This is a genomic window from Pseudorhodoplanes sp., from assembly GCF_050250235.1.
Lineage (GTDB): Bacteria > Pseudomonadota > Alphaproteobacteria > Rhizobiales > Xanthobacteraceae > Pseudorhodoplanes.
In genome coordinates this window covers 1-10,810 of the sequence record NZ_JBFWPA010000168.1, presented here as the reverse complement: position 1 = coordinate 10,810, position 10,810 = coordinate 1, and the positions used below count along the sequence as shown (strand labels likewise).

Genomic DNA, 10,810 nt, shown 5'->3' with positions numbered 1-10,810 from the left:
ACACGAACGATTTCGAAGAGTGGCCCCTGAACACCCAGCGCGGGTGCATCCGTTCATCGAGGAATGAAAGATACTCGTGCCACTTTTCCTGCGCGCGAATGACACGGCGGCTGGCCTCGCTCTTGGGCGACGCAGAATTCGCTGGTGTTCCGGTGGCAGCACGCGGAACAGGTTTCGTGGGTCTCCTCATGCGGCGGGTTTCCTCGCGGAAGCGACCGCCGTCCGGTACACGGCGCTCGCGAAATCATTCGCCACTTCGCAGTCGGTGCCTTCCCACAGGTCGAGCTTCCGAGCGATCGAGCTTTCTGCAAGCACCACGATCGGGAGCCGCCGGACCTGGGCGAGGCCGACCGCAAAAACCGACGGCAGGTCGGCGCCGTCGGCCAACACAAGCACCGCGTTGCAGCCGTCCAGCACGGCGGCAATATCGATGTCGTTTTTCGTCGACCAATCCACCCCGAGATCGTACGGCGACACGACGCCTGCGCCGAGATTTTCTAAACCGGAGATCGCCTGATCGAGCAGCCACTGCTGTGCCATCGAGAGGCAGGGCGAGGCGATAAACACCTTTCCGACGGCGGCGGGGTCGAAGCTATCCATTGTCGGCAGCTCATCCGGTCCGACCATCGGCAGCACCAAAGCACCTGCGTAGAAGGCGGCGCTCCGCGAGGCGAGGTCGGCTGCCACATCGGGCTGTAATTTCTTTTCGCCCCAGTAATGCGCGAACATCGCGCAAAAAACGTTCCCGGCGCCAATCTTGAACCATTTGTCGCTGATGTATGCCGGCACGTCGTGGCGGGTGTCGCCCATGAACAGGGCAGCGCCTCCGAGCTCGCCTCTCACGACCATCAGGTCGGCATTGTTTGCCGAAAGGATGTTTGTAACTGGGTCCCGCACATCCGCTCCGGGAGTGAAGACGTCGGGCAGATCGTTCTTGGTGCAGATCAGGGCGAGCGACTTCACGTTCTTGCGTGTGATGCTTTTATCGAGGTTTGACGATAGTTCGAACACCGCGCGGTCCGCGCTAACCCGCACCTCGCCTTCGATGAGCCCGAATGCAAGTACCGTATCGCCTTCGACATCGAGGGGCCCGAGCATGGTCGCAGAAGGGGACACCGGCTCCATCGCTGGCGGTTTCGTGAGCGGGTGCTTATAGACAAACGCGATCTTTTCGGCGGTGGTCCGGATATGGGCCTCGATCCCGGCCGCCGCCATGCTCGCGTTGATATCGGCGGCCCAGTCCGCGGGCGCGCAGGTATGCAACACGCTCCCCGGCGAAACGGAGCTCACGGCCAGCGCGGCGCGTCCGCCAGGACCGAGGATCCGATTCCATTCAGGCCAGTCGCAGAATTCGTTGTAACTGCCACCGACGATGATCATCGGGCGGACCTCGAAACGTATACGGTGCAGGCGACCGCACTCGCGCGCAAAACCACAGCATCATAAGTAAATCCGCGTTCCAGGCAGGCGATCAGGTCGGCAAGACCTGGAAATGCGGAAAGCGCGCCGACCACCGCGCCATTCTCCGTCTGGCAAACGACGGCCTTTAAACTGCCTTCGCCGCGAAGCGCCACCCGTAGGACGTCGTCCGATCTCAGCCGTGCCGATTCGGTGCCGCGCACGCCCATCAGGTCGATGCGGAAGCGCTGATTGCATTCGCCGCCTCCTTCATCCGGTTGCCTACTGCGCTGGCCGGGTCGTTTCGGTTTTGTATCCTTCAGGCCTCCCACCGGCTTTCCTCAATTAGTGGTGCGGTTCTTCAGCGCTGTCATCGTCTGGATATGCTTCTCGCAGCCGCGGCACTGACCGCACGGATACTCCATGACGTGGCATGAAAATGTAAGTCCTAACAGCGACGCGGGGAAACCCGAAGACAGCATCAGTTTCAACGGATGCAGAGGCCGCGCCGGCGCCGACACGCGCACGCTTCCCTCCTGTACCGACATCACGCGATCTATTCCCCGCAGAAACAGGGGCTTGCCGTCGGCATGGACGTCCGTGCGGACCGCTCCTATCATGATCTCCTTCAGCCCCTCGGAGACGAACCTCATGCCCGCAAGCGTGATGAGCATCTGGTTACGGTAGGGCCACCACTCTTCGGCGTTTGCGAACTCCGACGCCTTCTTACCTGACATGGATCCGGAACCGAGAGCGCGGAGATCGACAGCGAGGATCTCGTGCCGCAACGAAAGCTCCGAACAGATCGCGACCGCCGCCGCGATCTCACCGCGCGCTGGCCGCTGCCCGTAATCAATCGTCAGACAGACATCAGGCCGCTTCCAAAATGCCAGCGCCGACGAATCTAGACCGCCAGAAAAGAGGAGCAGCCTCATCTGCTGGCCGCCCAAATTGCTCGGTAGACAGCACTCGTGAAGTCGTCCACGATTTCGCAATCGGATCCAGCAATCATTGTCAGGCTTTCTGCGTCCGTCCGCTCGGCGAGCGCGACGACCGGAAGCCCGAGTGCGCGCGCATAACCGACTTCATAGACGGTACCTGGATCCATGCCATCGAGCAGGGCAAGTACGGTCGAGCAGCCGCGGAGACCAGCGATGTCTGCTGCCGCGAGTTCAACCCGCGGCAGGCCCGTCCCGACCTCGTGAAGGGGTGAGAAGACCTCCGCACCGAGCGCTAGCAGCGTACGGTGGGCCTCTTCGACCAGCCAGCGCTGGGCTAGATCGAAGAAAGGTCCCGCCAAGTAGATGCGCCCGCGCAACCTCGACCCATCGACTGGAATTTCGGGGCCACTGCTGCTCGCCGCCGCAAGCGGAAGCGCGTGGCTGTCGACGAAGTTAGCCACGCTCCGTGAAGCCAGATCCGCGGCGACAGCCGGATCGAGCCGCTTCTCTCCCCAGTAATGTGTGAATGCTGCGCTGAAAACGTCGCCCGATCCGATCTTGAAAACCTTGGCAGAGCGGTACGCAGGCACATCCGCGCGTGCGCCCGACCTCTCGTAGACCGTCGCGCCGCGGGGGCCGCGTTTGACCACGATCACCTCAGCTCCGTGGAAGCCTATTAGCTGGCTCGGATCTGCCCGGCCCGCAGCAGCCGATTCCAGTGCCGCCTCCTCTTCGTTGAGAACCACCGCGACATGCGCTGCGCGCGACCCGTTCGCGCCAAACGCCGCAGGCGCCGCTCCTGTCTGCGGATCGTAAACGGCATGTTCCGCCCGGACCACAGCGTCGCCCTCGACGAAGCCGAACCTCAGCACAACGCTGCCGTCAACTTCTAACGGCGCCTGCTGGTGCGGAGTGCGGGGATGGAGTCGCGATGCGGACAGCGGATGGATGTACGAGAAAGAGATCGCCTCGGCGATCGGCCGTATTGTCGCCGCCGCGCCGAACGCCTGAGCCGAATGGATGATGTCTTTTGTCCAATCGGTGAAGCCGTACGTGTGAAGCACCGTCCCCGGTGACAGGTTCGCGACCGCCGCCGCGGCCCGCAGCCCGGATCCAAACAGCCGTCTCCATTCCGGCCGGAGGCAGACTTCGAGATACGAACCGCCGGCGACGATCATATCGCTGTGCGACGGATCGCCACCCTGCATGCGCCGCGGTCGATGGAAACGACGGTAGCCTTGTATGTATTACGGAGCTTAATGCACTCGATGAGGTCGGCAAGTCCCTCGAATGCAGCAAGCGTTCCGACGACGTCGCGAGCGCCCTCGCGCGTGCACGCAGCCGTTTCAAAACCTGCGACCTGTATAAGCGAGACATCAAGAATGGATCCGGCCGTGATGGTGCGAAGCAAGGTAGCATTGATACCAGACAGATCCACCTCGAACGACAGGTCGCACCGGTCCACATCGGGTTTCCTGTCACGCAGTTTAGGCGCGTCAGAATCCCCACGCGCCTTGCGATTGCCCGACATGCGTTGCTTCCTCCAAGGGAGAAATTAGGGGTCGAGTCGGGGGCTATGTCAAACAGATCCGAGCCGCAGCTTGCGCATTGATTTCCACATGATGGCGTCAAGAATTGAGGGTTTGACCTCAATGGCGAGCGCGAATTCGAGGAAGCGGGCCTCCATCGCCTCATAGTCCCGCCCGATCTTCTGCCGGTGGTCGAATAGTCCGATTAGTCGGCCGGCCCGGATGATGTGGATGTCGAGGATTGCGACTTCGTCGCTGCCGAGCCAGTTCCGGGTAATCCATGAAGCGGTCTTGGGACCCACGCCCGGTATGGACATGAGAGCGTTGCGGAACGCCTTGGGATCATCCGCGCTTGGCGGAGCCTCCTCAAGAAGACGCATGGCCCCGGACACTCGCGCAGACCGCTGGTTCGGAAAACGATATCTGATCATCCGGCCGTTTACTTCCACCGGCTGTTTGAGAAGGCGCTCGATCGCGGATGCGGAGGTCAAGGCGCCCGGCAAAAACACCCCCTCGCCTTCCAACCGGTCGTAGACCGCATGATTCATCTCCGCGGTGATCCCGAAACCACCGAGAAGGCAAAAGCCCACTTGCTCCTTCAGTGTGGAGTCCCGAGAAACGAATCCGTCTTCTTCGCCAGCAAGAGCTCCCATCACGGCCCAGTACGCGGCGCTAGGGACCCATTCGGGACGGCCCCACTTCACACCAGGAATGACCTCGTCTTCCGGCGGAGGGGATTTCGATTTGAGATCGGGCGTTATAAAGGGCATGGTGCAAAACATCTATCTAAATTTATTTTATTTTATGTATTTTTATGTAAAATGCAAGCAATGTCGTCTGATCTGTTCACCGCTCTCGAGAAGTTTCAGAAGGCAAACGGCCTCAACCAAGAGGAGTTGGCGAGAAAACTCCGCGTCAGCCAGTCTCATCTCTCTCGCGTGATCGGCGGCAATGCGACCGCAGGCAACAAACTACTTTTCCGGATACGCGGCCTACTCGGCAGCCAGCCAAACCCACCGTCGAGCGACAAGTGGCTGATTGAAGTCGCAGAAGCCGCAAAGCGTTCTAGATCGTTCCGCCGCCTCGTCAGTTCGGCGATGGAGCTTCTGCGGAAATAGCAATTACGAAGAACATTGCGGTCAGTCCTGCTGCTCACTCGTCCTTGCCGAAGGTTTGGGATTTGTCGCGGCCATGAACGATTCCGAATGCTGCTGGCCTCGTCGCCAGCTTGACGCACTTGAATGGAGATTGAGCGTTAGAGTTTTTGAGATAGCTACGCTGCAGATATTCTATCGGTCTCCACGCCCGTTGTGACGATCTATCCGACATGTATGTGCTTGTCTTCACGTCGATCGGCTCAAGGTGAAGGCTCGGAATTTGCGGAGTTTATTTTTTGGTTTGATAAGCCCAGAGGCGTTCATTTTGTGCCTTAGGCTGTTCCTCAGGATTAGAAAAGCGCATCTCACGCTTGTCGATGTGCAAATATCGATGGAACAATGACACATAGTCGAAGTCTTTCGAAAAGTCTGCGGGAAAGGTTATGTGTTCGCGCGCGCTTAGCTCAAGAACGGCGCCTCCCGTGGAGAGGAGAGGTATCGTCTCAGCCGCCGGTTGCAAGTCTTTGAAAAGCGAGAATTCATCGAGAACACCACCCATGCCACCGATGAAAACGGCAGCATGAAATTGATTCTCGCGAAACATTCTTTCCCGCATGTGCCGCAGGCTTTTTTCTCGATCATCGTCGACTACCTCGGTCAGATTCAGATTCTGGAAACGCTTATTCTCTTCTGGAAAATCTTCTTCAAAGAGCTTGCTTTGATACAGTTTAACCCACTTGCCGTAGTCTACGCCCATGCTCTCAGCCACAATGAGTACCATTGGAGTAATTGCTGGATGCCCACCCCAAACGAGCAATCGACGACCTAACGTGACATAGACGAGTGCGGTGACGGCAGCCGTTATCGCGACCGTGTCGGCAGACTTCGCATAATCTGGTGCCTGTCTTGGATCAGGTACACTCGCGGAAAGAAAAATGGCTTCGCTCACGACTTTGGCTCCCAAACCGCCAATACCCAGCTAGCTTCTGCTGACTTGATCGCACGAACGACGTCAATGTTATCATCGAGCCACTTAAGGTGATCTGCCCACGCGTTAGATATGCCAACATGATCATAGACTAGAATTGCAACATCCTTGTAGTTAGCCCGCCTGGCCTTCTCCGCCACGTCGTTCAACAATTCGGCCGTTGGAATACCTACTATTGGATAGGCCCACACTTGCCGTTTATCTTCGAGAACAATCGAAACCGCACGATGTGATCCGATACCCGAGATTGATGCGCCAATGCGCTCAACATCAGCTCGAAGCTTGCCCGTGATGGACATATAACGCGACGCGATGCTCTTACTTCTAAGTCGTTCGACGCCAACGACAATATTGTCAAAGGCAGATGACACGATCGGCCCCTCAGGACCGCTAAGATCAGTGGAATCCAAATACACTGTTTCCGCGAGAGCAGTGAACCTGCTCGGTGCATGCTCAGGCCAAACTACTCGCAATATGTGTATCTCTTTCGCTCGCGCGCGACCGAGTTCCTGGGTAGTCCATTTACTCTCGAAGTAGGTTGGAGTATCCAACATGATCACGACATCTGAATCGCACAACCGGTGAAAGAGGACTTCTTGAAACGGTTCGCCAGGCCGAATGTCGTGCGTATCTAAAAATACGTCGAAGCCACGTTCACTCAACGTGTCGTGCAACTGTATCGCGACTGTGCGAGACTCAGTGCGGCGATAACTTACGAAAACGCGACGCTGCTTTCGCAATAGACCAACCACCTCTAGCAACGCCGCCGCTAAGTCGGTCATTGCTGGATCATCATCGCGTCGTCGCAATCCGTTCGACGCCTGGATGACTTGCGGAATATTAGAGAAGAAAGAGCCTTTCGACCCCACTGTCGGGATGATTGGTACGCTTGCCGCCACTAAGGCTTCAACTGCTTTGAGGTCTTTCGCCGGATCTCCACCGAAATATGCAGCCGCGAATGCCGCGCGCAGGTCGCGCGCTCCAACACTGGACGCATCGTGTATCAGAACGTCATCCCCGATCTTCAGGCCAAAGTCGGAAACCATTTCGGCAATAGTTTGTGTGATGCGATCACGCTCTTGCGGCGTCGCCTCCCCCAGAATAGCAAGTTCATAAAGGCTCAAGTTCGCCTCAAAGCTAGCAGGTCAGTCCGTGGGATCAGCGCGGCTTCCTTTTCGCTTTCGCGACTAACGCCTCTATGTTGTTGCTGATGCTTGCATACACGGCTTTGCTGTCAGCACCAGGTGGGTCGTAAAGGGCGATAATGTCGCTGAACGGACTATTACCACGAGCCGACGTTTTCTGAGTGTTCAAGTCTTTGAGGCCGTGGATACGAACTCCTACGACGCCGAGCCCGTCGTCCCATGCCTTTTTGATTTCATAAGTTACCCACGGGCGCTTTGAGGTATTGGTCCCGACAAGGGCGACGAGGCATTCTTTGCCCTTCATCTCCTTGGCAATCCAATCCTTAACCGCTTGATCGCCTTTCTTTTTGACTTCTTCCCACTTTTGGCCTGAGAGAATTTGCTGGCCTTCAACGACGCCCATGTTGACTACTTGTTGAACGCGTGACGCATCCTCGTCGTAATAGAAGCTATAATAGACTTTTTTCATAATCCGCTCTCCCAAAGAATGAATGTCAAACCTACAAGATGTCGTGCATCTTGGCACGCTCCACGGGGTTGATGAAATAACCCGGTGCACGCTCGCAATTGAAAGCCCATTAGAAGCTCGCTACCGTCTTGATCTGATTTAAGAATACGAGGTTTAGGATTTTAACCTGCGACCTTCCCGATATGGGCCTAGCGAACGACCTTAATAAACCTCAAAGAACGCTGTTCTCTGATTGGATTTGAATTGCCAACCCGAGTAGCTGGATCGAACTCACAGATGGCCGTTCTCGGGCGAACTGAGCAATAAAGTTATCCAGATTTCGCTGGCATCCAGCGGCAGTTGGAGCGGTACTGGCGTTGACTTCGGGCCGCACGTTGCGCTCCCGGGATCGCGCCCCGCCGGTCAGTTGAAACTGGGTGGGGCTTCGGTGGTGCGGCATCTGCCGCCATGCAACCGAAGGAGATCCTGATGCCGAAGTCTTCCCGTAAGCTTTCGTCCCAACGCAAGATTCGACGCGCCGCTTCCCCGAAGCGATCGCGATCGTCCCGATCCATCAAACCTACCGGCAAACCGACTCCAGGGCCGGAGCAGTTCGGCGCTTCAAAGCAAGATAAAGTTATCGCGCTGCTTACCTCAGAACCCGGGACGACCGTTCCGGCGATCATGGAGAAGACCGGTTGGCAGCAGCACTCGGTCCACGGCTTCCTTTCAGGTGTTGTTCGCAAAAAACTAAAGCTGCGATTGGTGTCCGAGAAGATCGACGGACAGCGAATCTATCGCATCGATCGCAGTGACGTTGCGAAGCCATCTCAATCCAAGCATGCCGCATCCTGACCCCCATGACTCGGGTCAAGATCGGTCCGACCTCTCCGGACCGGATGGCCGTCGACGTCGAGGTCGCGCGCCTGCGCGATCTCGACGTCCCTTCGCTTCGTGCACGTTGGCGTACGGCCTTCCGCCGCTCGCCTCCGGAGCACCTGCCGCGGCATCTGCTATTCCGGGTTCTGGCATACCGTCTCCAGGCTGAACATCTCGGCGACCTGGACAACGATTGCCGGCGGCTCCTGGACGAGACGGCGACACCCGAGGCCGCTGGCAAGAATGCCGCGACGGCGGGGAGCCGCGTTACCGAGTTGAAGCCCGGAACTATCCTGGGTCGGGAGTGGAATGGTCACATGCATCGGGTCACTGTCATGTTCGACGGTTTCGCCTGGAGCGGCACGACTTACCCAAGTCTCTCCAAGGTCGCATTGGCCATCACCGGCACCCGTTGGAATGGGCCGCGGTTCTTTGGCCTCCGCCAGAAACCGTCGGATGCTAAGTCCGAGAGCGAGAGCCGATCATGAAGCCTGGTGCGCAGAAGTCGGTCCGGTGCGCGATCTATACCCGCGTGTCCACTGACCAGGGACTGGAGCAGGACTTCAATTCACTCGACGCCCAATACGAAGCATCGCAAGCTTATATCCGCAGCCAGACTCATACTGGATGGGCACTCGTTCGCTCCAAATACGACGATGGCGGCTTCTCGGGTGGCAACACCGAGCGCCCGGCCTTGCAGCGGCTGCTGGAGGATATCCGAGCCGGCAAGGTCGATGTGATCGTAGTCTACAAGGTGGATCGGCTGACCCGATCGCTCGCCGACTTCGCCAAGCTCGTTGAGTTGTTCGACCGTCATGAGGTTTCGTTTGTCTCGGTCACCCAGCAATTCAACACCACCACCTCGATGGGACGTCTGACCTTGAACGTCCTGCTCTCGTTTGCCCAATTCGAGCGAGAGGTCACCTCCGAGCGCATTCGCGACAAGATCGCAGCCTCCAAGCGCAAGGGCCTTTGGGTTGGCGGCATGGCGCCGCTTGGCTACAACACCAAGGATCGCAGGATTACTGTCAACGAGGTGGAAGCCGAGCGCGTCCGCGACATTTTCCGGAGCTATCTCAAGCTTGGGAGCCTGAGTGCGCTGATAGTAGACCTGCACAAACGCCGCATCGTCACCAAGGCCCGCACCCTGAAGACCGGAGAGGCCATCGGCGGCATCGCCTTTACCCGAGGCCCCCTCTCCTATCTCCTGCGCAATCGCTTCTATCTCGGCGAAGTCGTGTTCAAGGGCGAGACGCTTCCGGGCGAGCAACCGCCGATCATCGATCGCGGCCTGTTCGACGCCGTTCAGAGCAAGCTTGATCAGCAACGCACGACCCACAAGGTCGCACGATCCAGATCCGAGGCACTGCTGACGGGCCGTATCTTCGACGACAGCGGCCATCGCATGACGCCGAGCCACGCGACCAAAGGACCTGCCAAGTATCGCTATTATATCTCGTCGGCTCTGGTGCCGGGTCAGGCAGTAAAAGTGGGCAGCATCACGAGGGTCTCCGCCCCGGAGATCGAGATGGCCGTGATCAAGGCCGTTCAGAATCAACGCTTCCTCACCGCCGATCTCGACGACAGAACGATTCTTCGAGAACATGTCGCCAGCGTCGAAGTGGGACAAAAGAATCTTGTCATCCAATTGATCAAGGGGGAGAGCCGGTCTTCGAAAGGAAAGCGCAAAGCTGATCGCATCGAGGTGCCCTGGCAGAAGATGCCCTCAACGCGGCGCCGCGAGATCATGGTCCCGACGTCTAGGGCCTCTCACGATGTGCGGCCCATCCGCTCGGAGAATCGTGCGTTGCTTATCGCGTCGATTGCACGTGGCCGCCGTTGGCTTGCTGAACTTATGACTGACCCTACGTCGAGCATCACCACAATCGCCGCCCGCGAAGGATGCAGTGACCGGAAGATCAACATGACGATCTCGCTAGCCTGGCTGGCGCCTGATCTCGTCAAGGCCGCTATCGAGGGACGGCTGCCCCACGGCATGGGCGTGGCCCGGCTCTGCGAGTTACCCGCCGAATGGTCTCGGCAGCATGACGTCTTAGGCCTTTCAAACCCACAGCACTGAGACTCAAACCCGTCTCTTCCGTGCTGTCTCCGTTTCCCAGGAAACGGGATTTCGGAAGCGGAGACAGAAGGCCCAAATCTGCCTCCTGGCTCCGCTCGGTCTCAGCGGAGACGAATCCAAGGCGAACAAAGCCCGCGAATACGCGCGCGTTTGCGCGGTCCATGGAAATCTCAGCGACAGCGGGAGTGCGTGGTGGCGGACGCAGTCTGGTTCGAACTCGTCTCCGGGCTAGATTCCCTGCTATCAGGGAAATTATCAGGGATTGTCGCCGAATGTCTGGCCTGAAATCCGTAGCTGCAGAAGAT

At 58.1% G+C, this 10,810-nt stretch carries 12 protein-coding genes and 1 pseudogene; 4 read left to right on the top strand and 9 right to left on the bottom strand.

Annotated features, from left to right (window positions below):
* The 6 genes and pseudogenes from AB7F49_RS34600 to AB7F49_RS34575 all read right to left on the bottom strand — a co-directional run.
* A pseudogene (locus AB7F49_RS34600) lies at positions 1 to 190 on the bottom strand (FRG domain-containing protein); the annotation flags it as partial.
* Entirely contained in the window at positions 187 to 1,380 is a 1,194-nt protein-coding gene (locus tag AB7F49_RS34595; protein WP_428530883.1) for a nucleoside 2-deoxyribosyltransferase, read from the bottom strand. The pseudogene AB7F49_RS34600 and the gene AB7F49_RS34595, both read right to left, overlap by 4 nt.
* 359 nt (positions 1,381 to 1,739) lie before the next feature.
* Complete coding sequence (locus AB7F49_RS34590) at positions 1,740 to 2,348, bottom strand: 7-cyano-7-deazaguanine synthase (RefSeq protein ID WP_428530880.1); 609 nt, start codon at positions 2,346 to 2,348, stop codon at positions 1,740 to 1,742.
* A complete protein-coding gene (locus AB7F49_RS34585) occupies positions 2,330 to 3,517 on the bottom strand; it encodes a nucleoside 2-deoxyribosyltransferase (protein WP_428530877.1) in 1,188 nt (395 codons plus the stop codon). The genes AB7F49_RS34590 and AB7F49_RS34585 overlap by 19 nt, the downstream gene beginning before the upstream one ends.
* Positions 3,514 to 3,870, bottom strand: a complete 357-nt coding sequence (locus AB7F49_RS34580; RefSeq protein WP_428530874.1) for a hypothetical protein — start codon at positions 3,868 to 3,870, stop codon at positions 3,514 to 3,516. The genes AB7F49_RS34585 and AB7F49_RS34580 overlap by 4 nt, the downstream gene beginning before the upstream one ends.
* A gap of 48 nt (positions 3,871 to 3,918) precedes the next feature.
* Complete coding sequence (locus tag AB7F49_RS34575; protein ID WP_428530871.1) at positions 3,919 to 4,638, bottom strand: hypothetical protein; 720 nt, start codon at positions 4,636 to 4,638, stop codon at positions 3,919 to 3,921.
* 60 nt (positions 4,639 to 4,698) lie between these two features.
* On the opposite strand from AB7F49_RS34575, the gene AB7F49_RS34570 reads away from it, so the two are divergent.
* Positions 4,699 to 4,986, top strand: coding sequence for a helix-turn-helix domain-containing protein (locus tag AB7F49_RS34570; RefSeq protein WP_428530868.1), 288 nt, complete (start codon positions 4,699 to 4,701; stop codon positions 4,984 to 4,986).
* Positions 4,987 to 5,254: 268 nt separating this feature from the next.
* Here the strand turns inward: AB7F49_RS34570 and AB7F49_RS34565 are convergent, their stop codons facing one another.
* Genes AB7F49_RS34565 through AB7F49_RS34555 form a run of 3 tightly spaced genes read right to left on the bottom strand, consistent with a single transcriptional unit; the run spans position 5,255 to position 7,567 of the window.
* Complete coding sequence (locus tag AB7F49_RS34565) at positions 5,255 to 5,914, bottom strand: hypothetical protein (protein ID WP_428530865.1); 660 nt, start codon at positions 5,912 to 5,914, stop codon at positions 5,255 to 5,257.
* On the bottom strand, positions 5,911 to 7,077 hold the full coding sequence (locus tag AB7F49_RS34560) for a toll/interleukin-1 receptor domain-containing protein (protein ID WP_428530862.1): 1,167 nt from the start codon (positions 7,075 to 7,077) through the stop codon (positions 5,911 to 5,913). Before AB7F49_RS34560 ends, AB7F49_RS34565 begins: the two co-directional genes overlap by 4 nt.
* A gap of 34 nt (positions 7,078 to 7,111) precedes the next feature.
* A complete protein-coding gene (locus AB7F49_RS34555) occupies positions 7,112 to 7,567 on the bottom strand; it encodes a TIR domain-containing protein (protein WP_428530859.1) in 456 nt (151 codons plus the stop codon).
* Between the two features lie 468 nt (positions 7,568 to 8,035).
* On the opposite strand from AB7F49_RS34555, the gene AB7F49_RS34550 reads away from it, so the two are divergent.
* Genes AB7F49_RS34550 through AB7F49_RS34540 form a run of 3 tightly spaced genes read left to right on the top strand, consistent with a single transcriptional unit; the run spans position 8,036 to position 10,505 of the window.
* On the top strand, positions 8,036 to 8,401 hold the full coding sequence (locus AB7F49_RS34550) for a DUF3489 domain-containing protein (RefSeq protein WP_428530856.1): 366 nt from the start codon (positions 8,036 to 8,038) through the stop codon (positions 8,399 to 8,401).
* 44 nt (positions 8,402 to 8,445) lie between these two features.
* Positions 8,446 to 8,913 carry a DUF2924 domain-containing protein gene (locus AB7F49_RS34545; RefSeq protein ID WP_428530853.1) on the top strand — a complete coding sequence of 156 codons (468 nt, stop codon included), beginning with the start codon at positions 8,446 to 8,448 and terminating at the stop codon, positions 8,911 to 8,913.
* Entirely contained in the window at positions 8,910 to 10,505 is a 1,596-nt protein-coding gene (locus tag AB7F49_RS34540) for a recombinase family protein (protein WP_428530850.1), read from the top strand. The genes AB7F49_RS34545 and AB7F49_RS34540 overlap by 4 nt, the downstream gene beginning before the upstream one ends.
* Positions 10,506 to 10,810 lie beyond the last annotated feature (305 nt).